Origin of the sequence: Duganella vulcania, from assembly GCF_009857655.1 — a bacterium.
GTDB lineage: Bacteria > Pseudomonadota > Gammaproteobacteria > Burkholderiales > Burkholderiaceae_D > Rugamonas > Rugamonas vulcania.
Map to the genome: position 1 here is coordinate 1 of NZ_WWCX01000084.1, position 21,283 is coordinate 21,283.

Below are 21,283 nucleotides of genomic sequence, written 5' to 3' on the forward strand. Positions count from 1 at the left end.
TGGGGCGGCGTGGGCGGCGCGGGCGCGTGGGCCAGCGCGCCTTCGGTCTTGGCGACGGCGGTGGCGGCCAGATGGGCGGACTCCTTCTCCGCCACGCCAAACAGCTTGCGCAGGAACTTCGACAGCCGGTCCATGACCTTGCTGAACGGTTTCATCAACGGCTCCAACACCGGCAGCAGCGGCTTGGTCAAGAAGGCCATCACCGCAGCCACCGCCTCCTCGACCGCTCGAATCCCGGCGCCGGCAGCCTGCACAAACTTGCCCACGCCTTCCAGCGTCTTGCCCAAAAAAGTGCCGGCCTTGGCGATGGTACCCATGCCACGGCCGATTGACGTGATGAAATTACCGATACCGTCAGAGAACACCAGCAACACGATCTGCACCACCGCGAAGCCGAGCGCATAGCCAGCCTTGTTGCCGACCCGCCCCCAAGGCCCCGACAGCAATGCCTCGCCCGCCTGCTCCAGCTTCTGATTGGCCCACTGCGCCGGCTGCTTCCATATGCTCAATTTGGCTTCTTCCTTCTTCTCCTTCTTCTCCCAAGGCTCCTCCAGCGACAAGGCGATGGCCTTGCCGCCGCTCAGGCCGGCCTTGGTGGCCATGTCCTCCATCTTGCTCATCATCGAGCCTTGCGACGAGGCGAACTCCAGCAATGACTTCAGCGTGGCCAGCGGATGGCTCTTCATATCCTGCACCACAGCCCGCATCGGCGCGACAAGCTCGGCCAGCGATTGCAGGATCGCATCCAGCTCGGCCTTCTGGCCGCTCTTGCCGAACAGCGCGCTCTCCGCTAGCTTGGCGGCAAAGTCGCGGCCCTGCTCCATCAGCACAAACAAGGAAAACAGGTCGGTAATCGGACTGACCACCCCCTGGATCACGCCTTGGACATAGCCGCTCAACAACGCCGGCACATCTTTCAGCGAAAACTCCGACAGATGCTTGCCCAGGCGCTGGCCGGTGCCGCCGTCGGTCCATTGGGTGTGGAAACCTTCGATGGCGCCGCCGATGCCGGCGCCCACCAACTTCAAGGCCGTGGAGTTCAGGCCCAGAGCGGACAAGGCGCCTTCGATAGCCTTCTGCTTCAGAAATTCGGAGGTCGAATCGTCGGGCTTGCGCTGCACGGACGGCGCGGCGCTGCCCCGCACCTCGAACGGCACGCCGCCACCGATCGATTGCGCGGCACGATCGGCCTCCTGCTCCAGCGCCGCCGGATGCTCACCACCGCCGCCACTGCCGCCGCCCGATTGCTGCACCACATGCGCCAGCTCGTGCGCCAGCAGATCGCGGCCGCTGCCGCCATGCAAGGAACCGACGCCATCGCCAAGCACGATATGGTCGCCCACCGTGTACGCATGCGCCTGCACCGCGCGCGCCGACTCGGCCGCCGCCTCGCCGCTGTGGATGCGGACGTGCGAAAAGTCGCGCCCGAAGCCGCGCTCCATCGTTGCCCGGCTGGATGGGTCGAGCGCGCGGCCGGGCGAGGCCAGCACGCGGTCGACCGCCGCAGGCACGCCAGGGCTGGCCGGCGGGCCGCTGGCCTTGCGCTGCATCGGCGGCTGCGATCCCTCACAGCGCGCACAGCTGGTGCCGGACGCCGCACACGAACATTTACGCTGGAGCACGCCACGGGATGAGGCCGGAGCGGCACCCTTGGCTGCGGGGGAAACGGAGGCTTGCATCATGGACCTTTCGTCGAAGGTGGCGGGTCCATTTTGGACCCGTTTCAGCCGCCACAATCTCTCAAAAATCCACTCCGCGTGAGCGGAATCAAGCTCCGCTCACACCGCCGACTTGGGGCGTCGCCGGCGCATGGTGATGCTCTCGCGGTTCAGGCCCCAGTTGTCGGTTTCCACTTCGTCGATGATGACAACGGTGGTGGCCGGATCCTTGCTCAACACGCGGCTGAGCAAGTCGGTAGCGCCTTCGATCAGCTCCAGCTTCTGGGCCGCCGTTACGCCTTCGTTGGTCACTCGGATATTCACGTAGGGCATGGCGCGGCTCCTTACCAGGTGCCGGCGGTGGCGCCGCCGTCGACCGGCAGCACGGCGCCGCTGGTGAAGCCCGATTCGGTCAGGTACATCACCGCCTCCACCACGTCCCGCACGCCGCCCATTTCGCCGCTCGGCGACAGCGCCTTCAGGAAGCTTCGGGTGCCCTCGTCCTTGCCGTGCATCGGCGTATCGATAATGCCGGGCGCCACCGCGTTGACCTTGACGTTGGATGCGGCCAGCTCCAGTGCCAGGCCGCGTGTGGCGCTATTCAGGCCGCCCTTGATCAGGATGGGCAGCAGCGCCGGCACCTTGGCGGTCGGCTGCAGCGCCAGGCTGGCGGTGATGGTGACGATATGGCCGGAACGGTTGGCGCTCATGTGCCGCGCCGCTTCCTGCGACGGGTAGAAAAATCCCATCAGGTTGGTGTCGACGATGGACTTCACTTCTTCCTGCGTGTAGTCGGCGACCGGCTTGGCGATGAAGATGCCGGCGTTATTGATCAACACATCCACCTTGCCGAAGGCCTCGACCGCGCGGGCGAACAGGTTGGCGGCGGTGGCCGGATCGGCGATATCGCCAGCCACAGGCAGGAAGTTCGCCGGATTGCCCCATTGCGCGGCGGCCGTTTGCAGGCGGTCCAGCGAGCGGGCGTTGCCGACCACGTTGTAGCCGCGTTTCAGGTAAGCCTCCGCGATGGCGAAGCCGATGCCGCTCGATGCGCCGGTGACGATGACTGTTTTCATGGTGGTACTCCTTCAGGTTCTGGTTGGGGCGTTCAACGACGCCATGCAGATCACTATACTTATGACCTCGGCGTTGATAAATGCGCAGCGATGCAAGATAATTGATACACCATGTAATCAATAAGGCCGCCATGAAGCGCTATTTCGACGACGTCCTGCTGGGCAGCATAGAGCTGTTTTGCTTTGCGGCGGAACTGGGCAGTTTTACCGCCGCCGCCACGGCGGCCGGGGTGACGCCGGCCGCCGTGAGCCGCTCCATCGCCCGGTTGGAGGAGCGACTGGGCGTGCGCCTGTTCGTGCGCACCACGCGCCAGATCCGCTTGACGGACGGCGGCCGCATCTACTTCGAGCAATGCCGGCAGGCGCTCTCTCAACTGACCGACGCGGAGCGCCAGGTCACGGGCGCACAGGCCAAGCCGGCCGGCGTGCTGCGTATCAGCGCGCCGACGCCGTACGCGCATTACCGCCTGCTGCCCTTGCTGGGCGAGTTCCGCAGGAAGTACCCGGAGGTGACGCTCGATATCCACGTCAGCAACCGCAATATCGACTTCGCCGACGAGGGCTACGACCTGGCGATACGCGGGCGCGCGCCGGCCGATTCCAACCTCATCGCGCGCAAACTGGAGGACGCGGAGCTGGTGCTGGCGGCGTCGCCCGCCTACCTGAAGCGCCACGGCAAGCCCCGCAAGCTGGAGGATCTGGACAAGCACGAATGCATCCAGTTCGACCTGCCCAGCACCGGCAAGCGGGTTCCGTGGCAGTTCATGCAGGATGGCGCGGCGGTCGACATGGTCACCAACGGGGGCTTGATCTGTTCGGAAGACATACTGGGCACCGTCACGCTGGCGCGTGCGGGCGCGGGCCTTACGCACACCTACCGCTTCATCATCGAGCAGGACCTGGCGCGCGGCGAACTGGTCGAACTGCTGCCGCAACATGGCGGCACCTCGCGGCCCTTCTTCCTGCTATATCCGCACGCGCGCCACCTGTCGCTGCGGGTGCGCACCTTTGTCGACTTCCTGGTCGAGAAGGTGGCGCGCCGCTAGGCCAGGCTGTCCGCAAAGGCGCTACGGGCCGGATGGTGCAGCACGTCCTTGCGCCAGACCAGCAGCGTTTCGACGCGGGCGATTTCCGGCGGCAGTTCGTGCTGGCGTATGGTCCTGGCCAGCTTGCGCTGGTTGAGCACCTCCCTGGGCATCAGCGCCACGCCCATGCCGGCGGCCACGCAGCCGAGGATTGCCTCGAAGGTGCCGAATTCCGACACGCGCGCCGGCGCCACGCCGCCTTCCGCAAACCACGCCTCCAAACGGCGCCTGTAGGTACAACCGCTACGGAATACCAGCAGGTTGCGGCGCGCCAGATCCCGTGGCGACGCCACCGGCGGATGGCCGTGGCAGGTGATCAGCACCAGTTCCTCTTCAAACACCGGCAGCTGCGCCAGCTCGGCGTGCGGCACCGGGCCGGCCACCAGCGCCACGTCCAGCCGGTGCTTCAAAACGCCGTCCAGCAGCTGGTCGGTGGGCGCGGTGTCCAGGAGCAGGTCCACATGCGGGTGCTTGCGGTTGAAGGCGGCCAGCACTTGCGGCAGGCGCGCGGCGGCGGTGGTCTCCATCGAGCCGATACGCAGTTGGCCGGACGGGCGCTGGTCCGGCTGCACGGCGGCTTGCGCCTCCTCGGCCAGTTGCAGCAGGCGGTCGGCATAGGCCAGCAGCCGCGTGCCTTCCGCGGTGATTTGCAGCTTGCGGCCGGAGCGATGGAACAGCGGCACGCCCAGCGACTCCTCCAGCTGCGTCAGGCGCGCCGACACGTTGGACTGCACGCGGTTCAGCCGCGAGGCGGCCAGCGTAACACTGCCCTCCTCGGCGACCGCCTTGAAAATGCGCAGGGCGGAGAGTTCCATGGTCGATTCTTAAAATGAGATAGATAGCTTCATTATTATTCATTTTTTTAAATAGTCAAACCATCCTATAGTTCAGGCATGAAAACCGACCGCGCCATTCTCCTCGCTTGCAGCTTCGCCTTCATCATCGTCCAGCTGGACGTCACCATCGTCAACGTCGCGTTGCCACAGATTGGCCGCGAGCTGGGCGCGGACGTGGCGGCCCTGCAATGGGTGGTAGACGCCTACACGCTGGGCTTCGCCGTGTTCCTGCTGTCCGCCGGCGCGCTGGGCGACAAGTTCGGTTCGCGCCGCACCTTCCTGACCGGCTTCACGCTGTTCACGGCGGCCTCGCTGGCCTGCGCGATGGCGCCCAATGCCACCGCCCTCAACCTCGCCCGCGCGCTGCAAGGCGTGGGCGCGGCGCTGCTGGTGCCCAGTTCACTCGCCATCCTCAATGCCACCTACGCCGACGACAAGGCCAAGCTGGCCAAAGCCATCGCCTGGTGGACCGCATCCGGCGGCCTGTCGATCGCGGCCGGGCCGGTGCTGGGCGGGCTGCTATTGTCGCTGGCCGGCTGGCGCAGCATCTTCTGGGTCAATGTGCCGATCTGCGTGGCCGGCTTCTGGCTCACGCGGCGCGTGGTGCCGGCGTTGGCCGGGCGCGATCCGCATCGCTCGCTGGACCTGGCCGGGCAACTGCTGGCGGTCGTCGCGCTGACTGGCTTGATCGGCGCCGTGATCGAATTCGAGGCGCTGGGCTGGTCGCACTGGATGGTGCGCGCCGGACTGGCGGCCGCCATGGTGGCCGGGGCGCTGTTCATCGCCGTCGAGACGCGCAGCCGCTCGCCCATGCTGCCGCTGGGGCTATTCCGCAACGCGCCCTTCTCCGGCGCGGTGCTGTTCGGCGTCTTGATGAATTTTTCGTACTACGGCGTGATCTTTGTGCTCAGCTTCTACCTGCAAAAGGTGCGCGGCTTCAGCGTGCTGCATGCGGGGCTGGTGTTCCTGCCGCTGACGGCCACCTTCATCCTGTCCAACATCGTCAGCGGATGGATGGCGCCACGCACCGGGCTGCGCACGCCGATGGTGCTGGGCGCAGCCATCGGCGCCAGCGGCTACGCGCTGCTGGGCTGGTGGGGCATCTCGAATGACGCCACCTTCCTGCAAATGCTGCCCGGCCTGGCGCTGATCCCGGCCGGCATGGGCCTGGGCGTGCCGGCGATGACCACGTCGATCTTGTCCGGCGTGGCGCGTACCCAGGCCGGCACGGCGTCCGCTGTGCTGAACACGGCGCGCCAGGTTGGCGGCGCCCTGGGCGTGGCGATCTTCGGTGCGCTGGTGGCGGCCGACCGTCACGGCCTCACTGGCATGCGGCTGGCGATGGCGATATCGGCAGCACTGCTGTTGCTGGCGGCGTTGCTGGCGCTGGCGTGTATCCGCCGTCCGGCGCCGGCGCCGCTTCAACCGGTTGCGGACTGTCCTGGATAGTCGGCGGCGACAGGCAATTGTCGCAACGGCAGCAACGTTCGAAGTCCACCGGACGGTCGCCGAAATAATCCAGCAGCAGCTTCCATCGGCAATAGCCGCTCTGGGCATAGGACACCATCTGTTCCAGGCCCTCGCGGTCGCGCTCATGCTTGTCGGCGTAGACCTGCGCCATCGCTTCGAAGTCCGCGGCCTTCGGCGTACCGCCGGCCAGCACATAGGCCAGTTTGCGGTCGCGCTTCAACAGCTTGCCGTCCTTGAGCATCTTCAGGCAGACCTTCAACTGCCCGGCCGGCATCTGCTCCAGCAGGGACTTCAATTCCACCTCGTTGAACGAGGCCTGGCCCAGCGCCACGGCGGCCTCGTAGACGGCCTTCACTTCATCGGCGGACGGATAGTGCTTGCTCAGGAAGTACTGCTGCAGGCGCTTGTCCGCGTGGTGGTACAACAGCGTGCACTCGGCGTCCAGCCCATCGCGTCCGGCGCGGCCGGATTCCTGGTAGTAGGCTTCCAGGTTGGCAGGCACCTGCAGATGGATGACGAAGCGCGTGTCCGGCTTGTCGATGCCCATGCCGAAGGCATTGGTCGCCACCATCACGCGCCGTTCCCCGCTCATGAACAGGTTCTGGTTGTCGCTGCGTTCGGCCGCGCGCAGCTTGCCGTGGTAGAGCGCGACGCTCTCGCCGGCCTCCCGCAGCAGCGCGTGCATTTCCTCGGCCGCCTTGACGGTGGCCGCGTAGACGATGCCGACGCCGGCGCTGTCGCGCACCAGTTGCAGCGCGGTCGCGTATTGCTCCTCCGGGTTGGTCACCTGGCGCACGCGGTAGCGCAGGTTGGGCCGGTAGATGCCGGTGTTGACGACCTCCATGCGCGGGCGGCCGAGCTGCCGGCGGATATCGGCGATCACTTCATCGGTGGCGGTCGCGGTCAATGCCAGCAGTTGCGGGCTGCCCAGCGCGTCGAGCGCCGCGCCGATCTCCAGGTAGGCCGGACGGAAGTCGTGGCCCCACTGCGAAATGCAGTGCGCCTCGTCGACCACCGCCAGCGCGACGCCACCGCGCTTGAGCAGCGCCAGGAACTCCGGCGTGGCAAGCCGCTCCGGAGTGCAGAAGATCACGTCCTTGCCAGCGCGCGCGATCGCCTCCAGCGCGGCCTGTTCGTCGCCGCGCGACAGGCTGCTGTTGATCTGCGCCGCGCTGGCGATGCCGCCCTCCTCCAGCTTCTCGGCCTGGTCCTTCATCAGCGATATCAGCGGCGACACCACCACCGTCGCGCCGTCGAGCAGGCAGGCCGGCAGCTGGTAGCACAGCGATTTGCCGCTGCCGGTCGGCATGACGGCCAGCGTGTCGCGCCCGGCCAATACGCTGTCGATCACCTGGCGCTGGCCATCGCGCAGCGCATGCATGCCGAACACCTTGCGCAGCACTTCGGCGACCTGACGTTTTTGCTTGGTTTGCGGGCTTGCCATCATCTCTCCGTTCAGCGGGATGCCCCGGTCGGGACAGATTAGCCAGCGGCGTGCGCGCGGTATGTACGACAGCGCACGCCGGCTTGCAATCGCGGGCGTCCAAATCTGTCATACTGACGTTTTTTCCTGGCATGAATTGATGGACCCTAGACGAGAACATGTACGACGATTGCTGCAGGTTGACGCGCACATCAGCGACATGGACGGCCAAAACACCGCCGTCACACAGATCATCGACATCTCCCGCATGGGCGTGGCGTTCCTCAGCGACCACGCAATGCCGCTCGACACCAGTTATGTGATGACTTTCAGCTTTCCCGGCAGCCCGGTCCAGAACAGGGTCACGCTGACGGTGCTGCACAGCGCCCTGATCGGCACGCACGGCCGCTACCGCAACGGCGCGCGCTTCCTGACCATCCCCGACGAAGCGGCGGACCTGATCGTCGACTACGTCACCAGCGCGCCCGCCAACTAATTTTCTACCAGCCGATATCCCTGAGCAGCGGGAAGGTCAAGTCCCGCGGCGGCGTCACCTCGTGCGTCAGGTCGCCGTTGATGGACGGCTCCATCAGCTGGTTCGGAAACGCGCTGACATCGTAGTGCGACACCGACGATCCCGGCTGGTTGGGATCGGGCGCGTACATCAGCACGCGGCCGGCCGCATCGGTGCCGGCGCGTATCGCCAGGTTCACCCCGAGGTTGGCAAACACGCCGGAGTGCGTGCGCGAACGCGTCGCCAGCGCGGACTTGAGCCGCTTGCCATCGTCCAGCGTGACGCGCACGGCCGGGATCACGATGCTGGTGTCGGTGCCGCCCAGGCCGGGCGGCGGCGCGCCGGCCGTGTTGTCGGCGATGATGACGCCGATGGCGCCGGCATCCTGCGCGTGCCTGACCTTGACCACGAAGGTGCACGTGCCACGGTCGATCAGCGCGATGCGGCCCCTGACGGCCAGCGCATTGGCGGGCGATAACGGATCGCAGGCCAGGCCCTGGCCGGGCGGCGCATCGATCACCGGCATCACCTCGCCGGTCACGCCGGGGCTGGCCAGCGGCGGCCCGAAGCTGGCCGTGCCAACCTGCATGATGCCGGCGATGCCGGCCGGCGCCAACACCGTCAGCACCGGCGTGCCTTGCTGCAGCACGGCCTGCGCGGCCTGGTTGACGATGGCGCCGTTCCACGCCAGCTTGCCGGACTTGAGCGCCGACGCCACCCGTTCCGCGTCGCTCATGTCCTTCCACAGCTTGCCGGTGCTGGTGTCGAGCAGGAAGTAGTCCCAGATGCTGGGGATGCCGCCCAGCTGTTCGCCGGTTTCCGAATCGGTGTAGGTCTGGAAGCCGAAGCCATGGGCGAATTCATGTTCCAGCACCGTCACCAAATCCACCAGCGGGCCATGATTATTGTCCAGCCCCAGATAGAACGGTACGCCGGTGAAGCAGCCCGGCTGGCCCAGGTTGACGTTGAAGCGGGCGCGGATGTCGGGCGAGTCGGGATCGATGTCCGTGCCGAGATACTTGTTCGCTTCCGCCTTGCTGAACCAGGCGTTGGCCACCGGCGCGCCGGCGAAGTCCGAGAACACCTCGAGCGCGCCGGCCGAGCCGAGCACGGCGCCGCCGTCGCTGCATGGCAGCGCCTCCCAGGTGGCGAGGATGCGGATCGGCACGCTGCTGGTCAGCGTGCCGCCCCATTTGCTGGCGGCGGCCTGGAAGGCGTTCAGGCGCTGCGCGCCCAACGTGGTGCCGGCGTTGCCCCCGGCCGGGGCCACGGGCGTGGCGTCGTTGAAGCCGACGCCGTCGGGGTCGCCGTTGACGATGGTGATGGTCGCGGCCGCCCAGGCCATTGACGAACACAGCAGCGCCACCGCCGCGATGAAGGCTGTCACGGTGCGCTTCATTTTTGTTCTCCCTGGGCAGGCGGCACCACCGAGTAAGGTGTTTGCGAATTGTCAAGCACCATGCCGACGCCGCCGTGCGGCGGGTGGATCATCCTGGGCGCGGCGGCGCGCGCCTTCGGCCCGGCTGCGCTGGCGCGGATGGCGGCGTCCAGCGCGGCGGATTGTTCGGGCGTGGGATTGCCCAGCTTGCCGGTGGCGGGGTCTTTGTACGCCTTGAGTCCGCTGACGTCCCGCCCCGCGGCCGGTTGCGGTGCAGCCTGCCGGGTGACCACGTTCACGTGGGGAAGAGTCATCACACCATCCTCCGGCAGCGCCTGCACTGTTGTTCCCATCAAGGCCAGGCCGGAGAACGCCAGCCAGCTGACCGGCTTGCGTTGGCGGGACACGCCGGCCAGCCCGCACAGGCCAAGCACGATGAGCGCGACAGTGCCGGGCGTGGGTATCGCCGCCGCGTTCACGCTGACGTTATCGATGCCGATGTAGTCGCCGTTGACGCTGGTATCGTCGACGACGTAGCGGAAGGCAAAGCGTCCGGTGGCTGGCGCAGTCAGGCCGCCAACCAGCAGGGAATGGTCGAGCCAGCCGGTGTCCGTGGCCGAGTCGAACCCGGCCAGCAGATGGAAGCCGCCCAAGCTGGTGCTGGCGCCGTTGGTGCTGAGGTAGACTTCGACCGTGTCGAGGAAGCCTTCGCCAAGCAGGCGCAGGGAGAAGTTCAGCGACTCGCCGTTGGACAAGGCCAACTGCGGCGTCAGCAGCCAGTTGCTGATGGCGCCGCCGAAGGTGGCGTTGTTGAGGTTGGCGGCGATATAGGAATCGGCCGCGCCGGCGGCCGCTGGAAACACGGTGGGCACGCCCTGGAACCACGCGGTGCTGCCGGGCGGCGAGCTGTTGTTCACAAACACCCAGCCGCTGGCGGCCAGGGTGCCGATGTCGTTGAAGCCCTCGTTCAGCAACGGCGCGGCGGATGCGGAGACGGTACAACCAGCGGCGACTGCAAGCAGCCCCGCCCAGCGTTTAATCAAGTCCATATCTATCCCCATGAAGAGAAGGTCGAATCGGAAAACCTCGGTGGCACGGCTCAACTTGCCTTGATTAGACCGGTTCAAGACTGGTCAGTTCCCGCGTCGGCAAAAAAAATCCGGCGTGGTCGCCGGATGGTGGGTCGGGAAGATAGCCGCTCAGATAGTCGCGGCGTAGTGGCGTGTTTGGTAGGGAAGCAGTTCCTCAACGAACGGCATCAGATCGGCGGAGGCGCCCCATTCGATTGCCAGCACGTCCTTGCATGCGCTCATCGTTGCTGGCGGGGACATGGGCTTGTAGGGGGCCAGCGATCCAAGCAAATCCAACTTGCGCTGCTTGGACATGATGTTAAACCTCGACAACCGATCCAGCAGATATCCAATATCAGCGCGATTGGCCGCGGGTACTTTCCCGAGGTCGGGAATGAGCGAGGTATACCAGACAGTAAGCGCAACCCTCAGCAATAGCGCTGGATCCATGCGTGCCAGTCCGTCGCTGCACAACGCGGCCAACGCCTCATCGAACTCTTCGCGATTCAGCATCATGACGTCACCTCGCCGACCATTTTCTTTTAATATAGTCGATATGACTGCTCAAGTCAGGCCCGACATAATATTTAATCGCCTCCCGAGCCAACTGTTCAAATCTCTCGATTGACGCACCGGGTTGCTCAAGCAACAGAAGAATGTCGTCGACATCCATTGTGGAAAGCCTGCCGAGCTTTGTAATCGCCAGGTCTTCGGGACACGGTAGCCATACCGATAACGGCGAATCAAAGGTGGACTCCCCGCCCAGTCTGCTGGACCGCTCCCGATAGTCCTCGTGCAGCGGGCAGAGCGTCGTGTTGAATTTGCGGTCGTACACGAGCTGCGAAGGCCCATGCTCAGGATCGTCATACAATAAAAACGGCAGCTCTTGCAGAGAGAGATCCAGATCGCCGCGATGTAGAAGCTGGTAATCAAATTCCACGTCGACGTCGCTGGTGGTTCGCGAGGTAGCGTAGATGTGCACGGCACAACCGCCGAACAAATACGCACGGACAGCATCCGCAGGTACGTTGCGTTCCGCCAGGCGCTCGCCCAAATCGCCAAACAGCCGAAGTATTGCCGAGCCAAGAGGAGTCTGCTTCATGTCACGCTCGCTGAAGTTCAAGCACATTCTTGAACGTTCAGCGCCGCGCGCTCTGATATAAGTCAGGTGCGGGGCAAAGCGGACACTCAGTTGACGGTCGTGTCGATCACCATGCCGGCCTTCAGTGTCAACGTCACCGGCGTCTTCTCGGCGATTTCGGCCAGGCGGGATTTCTGTTCCGTATCAAGTGTGCCGGTGAAGGACAGCGTGCGCTTGACCATCATTGCGCCGTGGTCGTCGCGGGTCAGCTGCAGGGCGACGTCGACCGCGTCCATCGGCCACTGCTTGCGGTCGGCGTACATGCGCAGCGTGATCGCGGTGCACGCGCCCAGGCCGGCCAGCACGAAATCGTAAGGCGCCGGGCCTGTGTCGCGGCCGCCGTTGCGCTCCGGCTCGTCGCCAGTCAACGTGTGGCCGCTGACTTCTATGGTGGTTTGGTAACTGTCCTTGCCGATGTGGGCGGTGCCGCGTGCCATGGGATTCTCCTGTGTGAGGCGCTATTTTAGCCGCTCCTCCGGGTGCCAAGTAAAGTATTGTAAATAGCAACTATTGCCGCTTGAGTTCCAACTAAAATAGCAACCCTTTAAAAGACGAACTCGACGGCGCCATTGCACGGCCCGATTCACCATGCACAAGATAGTCCTGACCGCCTGCCTCGCCGCGCCCCTGGGCGCCCTCGCCCAAGACCAGGCCGCGCCCGCCAAACCGGCCGCCAAGCCCGCCACCTCGGCCATGCCCAAGGAAGCGGCGCCGGTGGTGCCGTCGGTCACGGTGGCCGGCGAACGGCCGACCAACCGCATCGACCGCCAGGTGTACGACGTCAAGTCCGACATCAGCAGCACCAACGCCACCGCCGCCGACGCCCTCAACAACGTGCCGTCGGTGGCGGTGGATCCGGACGGCACGGTCACGCTGCGCGGCAGCACCAATGTGCAGATCCTGGTCGACGGCAAGCCGTCCGCCATGCTGCAGGGCGACAACCGCGGCGCCACGCTGCAGGCGATGAACGCCGACGATGTCGAATCGGTCGAGGTGATCAACAACCCCGGCGCGCAGTTCGGCAACGAGGCCGGCGGCGGCCCCATCCTCAACCTGGTGATGCGCCGCAACCGCAAGCCGGGCGGCTTCGCCAGCGTCAACGCCAACGGCGGTTACGCCGGCCGCTACAACAGCGCCGCGTCGGGCAGCTACAACGAGGGACCGTGGGGCTTCCAGGGCGGCGTCAACGTGCGCCACGACGGCCGCAACTCCACCGCCGTCGTCAGCCGCGACCGGCTCGACCCGGCCACCGGCGCCTTCGTCCACAGCAGCCAGGCTTCTTCCGGCGAGGGCCTGAACGACATGGGCGGCATCAACGGCACCGTCAGCTATAACCTGGACCAGAACGACACGCTGACCGCCAGCGCGAACTACATGGGACGCGGCAACGACCAGCGCGGCATCGACCACTACATCAACGGCGCCACCGCAGGCTTCCCCGCCACCGACTACGTGCGCACCACCTTGCGCGACAGCGACTCCAGGAACTTCAGCTGGGGCGGGCGCTACGACCACAAGGGCGCGCTGCCCAACGAGACGCTGAAGATCGACCTGCGCGTATCGGCCTCCGAGAACGACAGCAACAGCGCCTACGCCAACGACTACGCGGCCGGCGGCTTCCCGAACACGCGCGCCAACCAGCGCAACGACAACAGCACCCACATCGTCGACTTCACGGGCGACTACGAGCGTCCGCTGGCCGGCGGCAGCCTCAAGGCCGGCTACAAGGTCGCCACCAACAAGAACAACTTCGACACGCTGTACACCGACATCAATCCGCTGACCTCGGTGGCCATGGTCAACCCCGCGCGCAGCAACCGCTTCGACCTGGAGGAGACCGTGGTCGCGCTGTACGGCTCCTACCAGCTCAAGCTCAATGACCGCTGGGGCGCGCTGGCCGGCCTGCGCACCGAGTACACCGACATGGACATCCACCAGATCACCAGCGGGGTCGAGGCCAAGAACAACTACACCAATCTGATCCCGAGCTTCTTTGCCACCTACAAGGCGACCGAGACGGCCAACATGCGCTTCGCGTACGCGCGCCGCATCCGCCGGCCGAACGCCGGCGACCTCAATCCCTACGTGGTGTACCGCGACGAGTTCAACGTCTCGTCCGGCAATCCGATGCTCAAGCCGACCAAGACCGATTCGTTCGAAGTAGGCTACGAAACCAAGTTCGGCGCGCTGGAGACCAATCTGCGCGGCTACTACCGCAAGGACACCGACTCCATCGTCGACTACCGCACCTTCATCGCCAACAACGTGCTGCTGACCACGCGCCAGAACGGCGAAGGCAGCCACTCGAGCGGGCTGGAGTTCACCGTCAGCGGCAAGCTGACGCCGTCGCTGACGCTCAACTCCAGCGGCAACCTGGCGCGCAGCCAGCAGACCACGCTGGACGACAGCGGCGCGCTGGTCACGCGCAGCGCCAACTCGCTGAGCGGACGGGTGCGGCTGAACTACGCCTACAGCGCCGCCACGCAAGTGCAGATGGCCGTGCAGATGCAGGGCAAGACGCTGTCCGGCCAGGGCTACCGCTCGCCGAACCACACCGTCAACCTGAGCGTGCGCCAGGCGGTGACGCCACGCCTGACCCTGGTCGGCACGGTCACCGACCTGTTCAAGACCAACAAGATGGAGACCATCATCAACAGCGCCACGCTGCGCGAGACCAGCACGCGCCGCTTCGACGGCCGGGTGTTCTACCTGGGCCTGTCGTACCGCATCGGCGGCCCGGCCACCGCCGCCGACAACCACACCGAACCACGCTTCGGCCCGCCGCAAGGCCCCGGCCGCAGCCCATCCGAAGGCTGAGCCCGCCAAATAAAGTTAGGCTCAAGTCCGACATCCGGACACAAAATTGGGGTCAAGTCTGGCATTCGGACACGAGCTCTGCCGTAGAGGCCTTCTACGGCAGAGCTCGTGTCCGAATGTCAGACTTGACCCCAAATTGCTTAACCCGCTACGGCAGAGCTCGTGTCCGAATGCCAGACTTGACCCCAAATTGCTTTACTTAACTACGGCGAGCTTTTCGCGTTTGGCATTGCGGAAGGTGTAGATGGTCAGCACGCCGTCCTGCACGTCGCCGCGCGCGTCGAAGGTGATGTTGCCGGTCACGCCTTTATGCGTGATCCTGGCCAGCGCCGGCAGGTACCTGGCCGGGTCCGGCGAGCCGGCTTTCTGCATCGCCTCCACCATCGTCATCAGCGCGTCATACGTGTAGGGCGAGTAGGTCTGCACGTCGATGCCGAACTTCTTCTTGTACGCCACGCGGAAATCGGCCATGCCCTTTTCCTGCGACGGCTCGACCCCGCCCGCCTCGGCGCAGATCACCTGGCCGTCGCTCATGGCGTCGCCCGCCAGGCGCGGCACCGAATCCGAACACATGCCGTCGCCCCCCATGAACTTGATCGGGATCGCCAACTGCCTCATCTGCCGCAGCATCGGCCCGGCCACCGCGTCCATGCCGCCGAAGAACACCATGTCCGGCTTGGTCGCCTTGATGGCGGTGAGGATGGCGCTGAAGTCGGTGGCCTTGTCGTTGGTGTACTGGGTCGACACCACGCTGGTGCCCGAGGCCGCCCCGCCGCGCTTGATGTTCTTGACGAATTCATCGACCAGCCCCTTGCCGTAGGCGGTGCGGTCGTCAATGACGGCGATGCGCTTGGCCTTGACGTTCTGCAGCGCGTAGCGCGCCAGCGCCGCGCCCAGCTGCTCGTCGTTGGCGATGTTGCGGAAGGCGGTGTTGAAATGCTGGCGCGTGTACTGCGGATTGCTGGCCGACGGCGAGATCTGCGGTATGCCGGCGTCGTGATAGATGCGCGAGGCCGGTATCGTCGTGCCCGAGGTCTCATGCCCGATCACGCCGTTGACCCTGGCATCGACCAGCTTCTGCGCCACCACCGTGCCCTGCTTCGGATCGGCGGCGTCGTCCTCGGCCTGCAGCACGATCTTGTACTTCTTCCCGCCGATCACCACGCCCTTGGCGTTGAGCTCGTCCACCGCCATGCGGGCGCCGTTTTCGTTGTCCTTGCCCAGGTGGGCGATCGGGCCGCTCGTGGCCGCCACGTGGCCGATCCGGATCACATCCTCCGCCCGGGCCATGCCGGTGGCCGCGCACGCCAGCGCGAGCGCCGGGACCAGTTTACTTGTTATCATCCGCATAAGATTCCGTATGCCCTTGTTGGTAAATCCCACGAGAATACCATCCAGCAAATAACGACGCCATGCGTGCGTACCGACTTCCGTATCTGAAGTAGAATGTCAAATCAAAAAATTTGCCATAGAGACATTAATATGGAACTTTCACAACGGATTGCCCGCTCCAGCCCACTGGCGACCACCGCCATGCACGGCCGCGTCGACGCCATGAAAGCACGCGGCGAGGATGTCATCGACTTCTCCATCGCGATTTCCCATTTCCCGGCGCCGGATCCGGTGCTGCGGGCCACGCGCGACGCCCTGTCGCAGCCGGCCCTGCCCTACACCACGGTCGGCGGCGACGCCGGCATCCGCGCCCGCCTGGCCGCCAAGGTCGTGCGCGAGAACGGCATCGCCGCCACGGCCGACGAGGTCATCGTCACCAACGGCGCCAAGCAGGCCCTGTACCAGGCGCTGTACGTGATGGCCGATCCCGGCGACGCCGTCATCATCTTCAAGCCGCACTGGCCGGCCTACGTCACCACCTGCAAGTTGCTGGGCCTGGTGCCGGTGCTGGTCGACCTGCCCGCCACCGTCACCGCCGGCTTCCTGGCCAGCCTGCCGCCGGCCAAGATCCTGATCATCAACAACCCACACAACCCCACCGGCGGCGTGCTGAGCGGTGACGAGATCGAGCGCATCGCGACCTGGCTCAAGCGCACCGGCACGCGCGCCATCGTCGACGAGAGCTACGAAAAACTGATCTTCGATGGCGCCCACACCAGCTTGGCCGCGCGCCCGGACTGGCAGGACATCGGCATCGTCACCCTGTATTCGGCCTCGCAAAGCTACGCGATGATGGGCTGGCGCGCCGGCTTCGCGGTGGCGCCGGCCCACGTGGCCACCGCGATGGAGACGCTGCAGGGCCCGATCACCGCCGCCGCGCCGATGCTGATCCAGCTGGCGCTGGCCGCGGCCTTCGAATCGGGCGAGCCGGCCGCGATGCTGGCCGACTACCGCCAGCGCCGCGACCTGGTGCTGGACCTGGTGCACGGCCTGCCGTGGCTGGCCATGCACTGCCCGGCCTCCGGCCCCTACCTGTGGGGCGACATCTCGGCGCTGACCATGGACAGCAACCAGTTCGCCGAACAGCTGCTGAGCGAGCATTCGGTGGCGCTGATGCCGGGCGAAGCGTTGGGTGCGCCAGGATTCATCCGCATCGGCTATATTTCGGACGACATCGCCACGCTGAGGCGCGGCGTCCAGGCGATCATCCGCTTTGGCAACGCACGCTATCGGAGCCGGTAAGCACCGAGCATGGCATTTCTTCTCTTTCAACTCAATAGCCTGCGCAGCCGCCTGATCCTGCTGGTGGCGCTGGCGATCGCGCCGATCGCGGTGATGACCCTGGTCGGCGGCGTGCGCGAACGCGAACACGCGATCGAAGTGGCGGAAGAGAACCTGCAGCGCCTGACCAACCTGGCCGCCGCCAACGAGGCGCAGTCGATCGAAGGCGCGCGCCAGATCCTGCGCGACCTGGCCAGCATCCCCGACCTGAACGGCGACCAGGCCCACTGCAGCCGCCTGCTGGCCAACATCCAGCGCCAGAATCCGGACTACGCCAACCTCGGCCTGATCCAGCTGAACGGCGACGTCACCTGCAGCGCGATCCCGTCCGAGGCGCCGGTCAACCTGGCCGACCGCGCGCACTTCCGCCGCGCCGTCCACCTGCGCCGCTTCGTCGCCGGCGGCTATGTGTTCGGCCGCGTGATCCGCAAGCACACGATCAACCTCACCTACCCGCTGATGGGCGAGAACGACCAGGTCAAGGCGGTGGTGTTCGCCGCGCTGGACCTGACCAAGCTCGATCGCTTTGTCGCCGACATCAAACTGCCGCCCGGATCGCTGCTGCTCACCGCCGATTCCGAAGGCAAGATCATTTCGCGCAAGCCCAATCCCGACCAGTGGTACGGCCAGATGGTGTGGCCCGAGATGCGCACCGCCATGTCCGGCGAGCCGGGCAAGCCGGTGCTGCTGACCGGCCCGGACGGGATCGAGCGGCTGCACCGCTTCGCCCGCGTCGGCAACAACGGCCTGTCCGACTACACCGTCACCATCGGCATCCCGGCCGCCGACATCACCGCCGTGGCCCGCCGCGACCAGCTGATGGACATGGCGGCGCTGGCCGTCACCGTGCTGCTGGCGCTCCTGGCGGCGTGGTTCGTCGGCGACGTGCTGGTGCTGCGCCGGGTCAAGCGCCTGGCCACCACCGCCAACAACATCGCCTCCGGCTCGCTGGGCGCGCGCAGCGGCATCGTCTACGGCAACGAGGAGATCTCCGAACTGGCGCGCGCGCTGGACGCGATGGCCGAGGCGCTGCAGGCCAAGGAACAGCAGCACCTGAACGCGGAACGCCAGCTGCGCCTGGCCGACCAGCGCAAGGACGAATTCCTGGCGATGCTGGCGCACGAGCTGCGCAACCCGCTGGCGCCGATCAGCGCCGGCGCGCAGCTGCTGCAAAGCGGCCACGCCACCGAGGCGGCCGTCGCGCGCACGGCCGGCATCATCGTGCGCCAGGTGCACCACATGACGCGCCTGGTCGACGACCTGCTCGACGTCTCGCGCGTCACGCGCGGGCTGGTGACGCTCACGCGCGCGCCGCTCAACGTGGCCGATGTCGTGGCCGACGCCGTCGAACAGGCGGAGCCGCTGTTCCAGGCCAAGCAGCAACATTTCGAGCTGTCGCTGCCCGAGACCCCGCAGCGGATCGAGGGCGACCACAAACGGCTGGTGCAGGTGCTGGTCAATGTCCTCAACAACGCGGCCAAATACACGCCGGTGGGCGGCAGCGTCAAGCTGGCGGTGCGCGGCGGGCCGGGCGTGGTGCGGCTGATGATCAGCGATTCGGGCATCGGCATGTCGCAGGAGCTGCGGACCCGCGTGTTCGAGCTGTTCGCCCAGGCCGACCGCAATCCGGACCGTTCGCAGGGCGGGCTGGGGCTGGGACTGGCGCTGGTCAAATCGCTGGTGGAGCTGCATGGCGGCAGCGTCGCCGCCGACAGCGCGGGTGAAATGCAAGGCAGTACCTTCACCATCACCCTGCCCGGCGGGCCTGGACAGCATGCGCCGGCAGCGCCGGCGCGGGCGGCGAAAGGCGGCGGCAAAAAACTGCGGGTGCTGGTGGTGGACGACAACGTCGACGCCGCGCAAACGCTGCAGCTGCTGCTCGACGCCTCGGGCCACGAGGTGCTGGTCGCGCACACCGCGCTGGAGGCGCTGGAGATCGCCCAGCGCCAGGCGCCGGAACTGTGCCTGCTCGATATCGGCCTGCCCGACGTCAGCGGCAACGACCTGGCGCGCGGCCTGCGCGCCTTGCCGCAGACCGCCGGTTCGACGCTGGTGGCGGTGACCGGCTACGGCAGCCGCGAGGACCGCGAGCAGGCCAGCGAGGCGGGCTTCGACCACTACTTCGTCAAGCCGGTCGATGTCGAGGCCCTGCTGCATTTGATCGCCGGGCTGTCGTCGCCTATTCCCACGCCTTAGCGATCCGTTCCAGCTCCCCGCTCTTTTCCAGCGCCTGCAAGGCCGCGCGCAAACGCTCGGCCAGCGCGGGATCGAACCGCCTGGAGACCATGAAGTACAAGGGACTGGCGGCCATCTCGGTCGGCAGTATCTTGACCTTCGACGCCACGCCGGCGCGCTCCAGCAGGGCCTTCAAGCCTGGCGTGCGGTGGAAGAAAAAGCGGCCCCGGTGGGCCAGCAGCTTTTGCAGATTGAGCTTGGGATCGCCGGCGCCGGCGTCGATCCGGTCCACGCCGGCCTGCTCCAGTATCCCCACGCCGGCGAAGCCGCGGTTGGCCAGCACCACGTTGTCCGGCTCCAGCCTGCGCAGGTCGTCCCAGCTGCCGACCACCGCCGTGTCGTCGATGCGCGCCACCAGGTGGTAGCGGATGGTGAACAGCGCCGGGCCGACGAACAGGTATTTCCTCTCCCGTTCCGGGTTGCGCGACAGCCCGCAGGATGCATCCTGCATGCCACGGTCGAGCGAGGAGTAAATACGCGGCAAGGGCTGCCAGGTCTGGTCGCCGGTGAATCTGAGGCCGGAGTCCAGTCTCTCGATGGCGCGCATGATGTCGATGCAAATGCCGGCCACATGCCCGTCGCCTGCGGCGGCGCTCTGGAATTTCGGCTCGGTGCCCTGCTGCGCCGCGGTGCGGATTTCGGTGGCGGCCAAGCCATCCCCCGCCGTCGACAGCAAGGACAGCATCGCGCTGAGCACATAAACCCGAATCGGCATGCGTAACACAATAGGCCCGCTGGCTGGCGGCGGTGGCTGCGATCAGCCCATTGTAGCGCTACGTTGCAGGATCGTCAGCAATTTGGCGCTGCCCCGGCTCAGAAGTCGATGGTTTTCAGACGCCGAGTTTTGCCGTAGTGTTCATCGAAGCCATGCACCTCGATGCGCACCTTGCCGCTGGCGCGCACCCGCACCAGCGCCCACGCGTACGTCCTGTCCTGCGGGTTGCTGCTGTCTCCCGGCTTGGCGCTGAACGGCGAACCGCCGGAGCCGACCATCACCTGCCACGCCTTGCCGCCGCTGGCGCGCGCAGGCTGCTGCGCGTTGAAGATGTGCTGGTGGCCGCAGAAATACGCGCCGCCGTATTCCTCCATCACCCGCCAGAAGGCCGCGGCGTTGCCGGGGTAGATGTCCATGCCGTCCTTCTCGACGCCATCCTTGAAGTGGTAGGTGTAGGCCGGCTTGTGGCCGAACACGAAGAAGCGTTTGGCGCCGCGTGCCTTGGCCTGGCGGAAGTCCTCGGCCAGCCAGTTGGCCGGTCCGTGGCCGTCGTTGCCCACCGGGTCGGTGTCGATCACGGCGAAGTGGCTGCCGCCGGCGTCGAAGGAGAACGTGAGCTGCGATTGGCTGGTCCGGTTGCCATCCGGTCCATCGACCGCTGGCGCGTTGGCGGCGTCGAAGGCGGTGGCCTCGATGCCGGTGACGGCTTTCCAGCGGGCCGTATCCAGTATCAGGTCGCCCATGCTTTCGCGCCACAGCTCCTCGTTTTCCAGGCGGGCGGTCTTGGTGGTCTTGCCCGCCGCGTCCTTGGCCTTGAACTGCATCTCGTGGTTGCCGCTGACCGGCACCACGTAGGTGCCGCTCTCCATCAGGCCCGCCGTCATGCCGCGCCAGTAGGCGTACTGGCGCGCTATCGCCGCCTTGTCGGCGGTGTAGCCCATGATCATGTCGCCATTGAAGAACAAGGCTTTCGGCCGCGCCGCCTGGATCTCGCGCAGGATGCGCGACAGCGCCCGCGTGTTCTGCAGGTAGACCTTGTCCTGCGCCGTTTCGGCGCTGGCCAGGTCGGCGCGCGAGTCGCCCACGGTGGCGAACGACATCACCACCGGATCGGGCCTGGCGGCCAGCGCGGCGCCCTGGTGCAGCACCAGCAGCGCGCCGCACAGCATCGTGGATAAGCGCATGCCCGCCG

At 66.2% G+C, this 21,283-nt stretch carries 18 protein-coding genes and 1 pseudogene; 6 read left to right on the top strand and 13 right to left on the bottom strand.

Features of this window, described 5'->3' with window-relative positions; genetic code table 11:
* From GTP90_RS27950 to GTP90_RS27960, 3 genes are all read right to left on the bottom strand, one after another.
* A partial coding sequence (locus tag GTP90_RS27950) for an eCIS core domain-containing protein (protein ID WP_161086580.1) occupies positions 1 to 1,550 on the bottom strand: 1,550 nt, incomplete at its 3' end.
* 228 nt (positions 1,551 to 1,778) lie between these two features.
* A complete protein-coding gene (locus tag GTP90_RS27955; protein ID WP_161086581.1) occupies positions 1,779 to 1,991 on the bottom strand; it encodes a 2-hydroxymuconate tautomerase family protein in 213 nt (70 codons plus the stop codon).
* Between the two features lie 11 nt (positions 1,992 to 2,002).
* Positions 2,003 to 2,734 carry an SDR family NAD(P)-dependent oxidoreductase gene (locus GTP90_RS27960; protein WP_161086582.1) on the bottom strand — a complete coding sequence of 244 codons (732 nt, stop codon included), beginning with the start codon at positions 2,732 to 2,734 and terminating at the stop codon, positions 2,003 to 2,005.
* Positions 2,735 to 2,865: 131 nt separating this feature from the next.
* Between GTP90_RS27960 and GTP90_RS27965 the strand changes: the two genes are divergently transcribed.
* Positions 2,866 to 3,780: a LysR family transcriptional regulator gene (locus GTP90_RS27965; RefSeq protein WP_161086583.1), complete on the top strand. Its 915-nt coding sequence runs from the start codon at positions 2,866 to 2,868 to the stop codon at positions 3,778 to 3,780.
* Here GTP90_RS27965 and GTP90_RS27970 read toward each other — a convergent pair.
* Positions 3,777 to 4,634: a LysR family transcriptional regulator gene (locus GTP90_RS27970; protein WP_161086584.1), complete on the bottom strand. Its 858-nt coding sequence runs from the start codon at positions 4,632 to 4,634 to the stop codon at positions 3,777 to 3,779. The genes GTP90_RS27965 and GTP90_RS27970 overlap by 4 nt on opposite strands.
* A 78-nt stretch (positions 4,635 to 4,712) precedes the next feature.
* Here GTP90_RS27970 and GTP90_RS27975 point away from each other — a divergent pair, with 78 nt between their 5' ends.
* Positions 4,713 to 6,104 (top strand): MFS transporter, encoded by a 1,392-nt coding sequence (locus GTP90_RS27975; RefSeq protein WP_371875140.1) that lies wholly within the window; start codon positions 4,713 to 4,715, stop codon positions 6,102 to 6,104.
* Positions 6,105 to 6,126: 22 nt separating this feature from the next.
* On the opposite strand, the pseudogene GTP90_RS27980 reads toward GTP90_RS27975, so the two are convergent.
* Positions 6,127 to 7,572, bottom strand: a pseudogene (locus GTP90_RS27980) (RecQ family ATP-dependent DNA helicase); the annotation flags it as partial.
* 136 nt (positions 7,573 to 7,708) lie between these two features.
* Between GTP90_RS27980 and GTP90_RS27985 the strand changes: the two are divergent.
* The gene (locus GTP90_RS27985; protein ID WP_161086586.1) at positions 7,709 to 8,044 is read left to right on the top strand and encodes a PilZ domain-containing protein; all 336 of its coding nucleotides are present in this window, start codon (positions 7,709 to 7,711) and stop codon (positions 8,042 to 8,044) included.
* 4 nt (positions 8,045 to 8,048) lie between these two features.
* Here the strand turns inward: GTP90_RS27985 and GTP90_RS27990 are convergent, their stop codons facing one another.
* From GTP90_RS27990 to GTP90_RS28010, 5 genes are all read right to left on the bottom strand, one after another.
* A complete protein-coding gene (locus tag GTP90_RS27990; RefSeq protein ID WP_161086587.1) occupies positions 8,049 to 9,461 on the bottom strand; it encodes a PA domain-containing protein in 1,413 nt (470 codons plus the stop codon).
* Positions 9,458 to 10,489 carry a choice-of-anchor J domain-containing protein gene (locus GTP90_RS27995; protein ID WP_161086588.1) on the bottom strand — a complete coding sequence of 344 codons (1,032 nt, stop codon included), beginning with the start codon at positions 10,487 to 10,489 and terminating at the stop codon, positions 9,458 to 9,460. Before GTP90_RS27995 ends, GTP90_RS27990 begins: the two co-directional genes overlap by 4 nt.
* Before the next feature lie 150 nt (positions 10,490 to 10,639).
* Positions 10,640 to 11,026 (bottom strand): hypothetical protein, encoded by a 387-nt coding sequence (locus GTP90_RS28000; RefSeq protein ID WP_161086589.1) that lies wholly within the window; start codon positions 11,024 to 11,026, stop codon positions 10,640 to 10,642.
* Between the two features lie 4 nt (positions 11,027 to 11,030).
* Complete coding sequence (locus GTP90_RS28005) at positions 11,031 to 11,612, bottom strand: DUF6036 family nucleotidyltransferase (RefSeq protein WP_161086590.1); 582 nt, start codon at positions 11,610 to 11,612, stop codon at positions 11,031 to 11,033.
* An 86-nt stretch (positions 11,613 to 11,698) separates the two neighbouring features.
* Positions 11,699 to 12,088, bottom strand: a complete 390-nt coding sequence (locus tag GTP90_RS28010; protein ID WP_161086591.1) for an OsmC family protein — start codon at positions 12,086 to 12,088, stop codon at positions 11,699 to 11,701.
* Positions 12,089 to 12,239: 151 nt separating this feature from the next.
* Here GTP90_RS28010 and GTP90_RS28015 point away from each other — a divergent pair, with 151 nt between their 5' ends.
* On the top strand, positions 12,240 to 14,468 hold the full coding sequence (locus GTP90_RS28015; RefSeq protein WP_161086592.1) for an outer membrane beta-barrel family protein: 2,229 nt from the start codon (positions 12,240 to 12,242) through the stop codon (positions 14,466 to 14,468).
* 195 nt (positions 14,469 to 14,663) lie between these two features.
* Here the strand turns inward: GTP90_RS28015 and GTP90_RS28020 are convergent, their stop codons facing one another.
* Complete coding sequence (locus tag GTP90_RS28020; RefSeq protein WP_161086593.1) at positions 14,664 to 15,812, bottom strand: branched-chain amino acid ABC transporter substrate-binding protein; 1,149 nt, start codon at positions 15,810 to 15,812, stop codon at positions 14,664 to 14,666.
* Positions 15,813 to 15,950: 138 nt separating this feature from the next.
* Here GTP90_RS28020 and GTP90_RS28025 point away from each other — a divergent pair, with 138 nt between their 5' ends.
* Both GTP90_RS28025 and GTP90_RS28030 read left to right on the top strand, forming a co-directional pair.
* A complete protein-coding gene (locus GTP90_RS28025) occupies positions 15,951 to 17,102 on the top strand; it encodes a pyridoxal phosphate-dependent aminotransferase (protein ID WP_161086594.1) in 1,152 nt (383 codons plus the stop codon).
* Between the two features lie 9 nt (positions 17,103 to 17,111).
* Positions 17,112 to 19,337, top strand: a complete 2,226-nt coding sequence (locus GTP90_RS28030; protein WP_161086595.1) for an ATP-binding protein — start codon at positions 17,112 to 17,114, stop codon at positions 19,335 to 19,337.
* Here GTP90_RS28030 and GTP90_RS28035 read toward each other — a convergent pair.
* Both GTP90_RS28035 and GTP90_RS28040 read right to left on the bottom strand, forming a co-directional pair.
* A complete protein-coding gene (locus GTP90_RS28035) occupies positions 19,321 to 20,091 on the bottom strand; it encodes a substrate-binding periplasmic protein (RefSeq protein ID WP_254452086.1) in 771 nt (256 codons plus the stop codon). The two genes, GTP90_RS28030 and GTP90_RS28035, sit on opposite strands and share 17 nt — an antisense overlap.
* 98 nt (positions 20,092 to 20,189) lie before the next feature.
* Complete coding sequence (locus GTP90_RS28040; protein WP_161086596.1) at positions 20,190 to 21,275, bottom strand: metallophosphoesterase family protein; 1,086 nt, start codon at positions 21,273 to 21,275, stop codon at positions 20,190 to 20,192.
* Positions 21,276 to 21,283 lie beyond the last annotated feature (8 nt).

Excerpts from the sequence above, each read along its gene's own strand:
- GTP90_RS27990 (WP_161086587.1), bottom strand. The coding sequence starts at position 9,461 with ATGAAGCGCACCGTGACAGCCTTCATCGCGGCGGTGGCGCTGCTGTGT.
- GTP90_RS27965 (WP_161086583.1), top strand. The coding sequence starts at position 2,866 with ATGAAGCGCTATTTCGACGACGTCCTGCTGGGCAGCATAGAGCTGTTT.
- GTP90_RS28020 (WP_161086593.1), bottom strand. The coding sequence starts at position 15,812 with ATGATAACAAGTAAACTGGTCCCGGCGCTCGCGCTGGCGTGCGCGGCC.
- GTP90_RS27960 (WP_161086582.1), bottom strand. The coding sequence starts at position 2,734 with ATGAAAACAGTCATCGTCACCGGCGCATCGAGCGGCATCGGCTTCGCC.
- GTP90_RS27955 (WP_161086581.1), bottom strand. The coding sequence starts at position 1,991 with ATGCCCTACGTGAATATCCGAGTGACCAACGAAGGCGTAACGGCGGCC.
- GTP90_RS27985 (WP_161086586.1), top strand. The coding sequence starts at position 7,709 with ATGGACCCTAGACGAGAACATGTACGACGATTGCTGCAGGTTGACGCG.
- GTP90_RS28000 (WP_161086589.1), bottom strand. The coding sequence starts at position 11,026 with ATGATGCTGAATCGCGAAGAGTTCGATGAGGCGTTGGCCGCGTTGTGC.
- GTP90_RS28030 (WP_161086595.1), top strand. The coding sequence starts at position 17,112 with ATGGCATTTCTTCTCTTTCAACTCAATAGCCTGCGCAGCCGCCTGATC.
- GTP90_RS28015 (WP_161086592.1), top strand. The coding sequence starts at position 12,240 with ATGCACAAGATAGTCCTGACCGCCTGCCTCGCCGCGCCCCTGGGCGCC.
- GTP90_RS28010 (WP_161086591.1), bottom strand. The coding sequence starts at position 12,088 with ATGGCACGCGGCACCGCCCACATCGGCAAGGACAGTTACCAAACCACC.
- GTP90_RS27970 (WP_161086584.1), bottom strand. The coding sequence starts at position 4,634 with ATGGAACTCTCCGCCCTGCGCATTTTCAAGGCGGTCGCCGAGGAGGGC.
- GTP90_RS28005 (WP_161086590.1), bottom strand. The coding sequence starts at position 11,612 with ATGAAGCAGACTCCTCTTGGCTCGGCAATACTTCGGCTGTTTGGCGAT.
- GTP90_RS28040 (WP_161086596.1), bottom strand. The coding sequence starts at position 21,275 with ATGCGCTTATCCACGATGCTGTGCGGCGCGCTGCTGGTGCTGCACCAG.
- GTP90_RS28035 (WP_254452086.1), bottom strand. The coding sequence starts at position 20,091 with ATGCCGATTCGGGTTTATGTGCTCAGCGCGATGCTGTCCTTGCTGTCG.
- GTP90_RS27995 (WP_161086588.1), bottom strand. The coding sequence starts at position 10,489 with ATGGACTTGATTAAACGCTGGGCGGGGCTGCTTGCAGTCGCCGCTGGT.
- GTP90_RS27975 (WP_371875140.1), top strand. The coding sequence starts at position 4,713 with ATGAAAACCGACCGCGCCATTCTCCTCGCTTGCAGCTTCGCCTTCATC.
- GTP90_RS28025 (WP_161086594.1), top strand. The coding sequence starts at position 15,951 with ATGGAACTTTCACAACGGATTGCCCGCTCCAGCCCACTGGCGACCACC.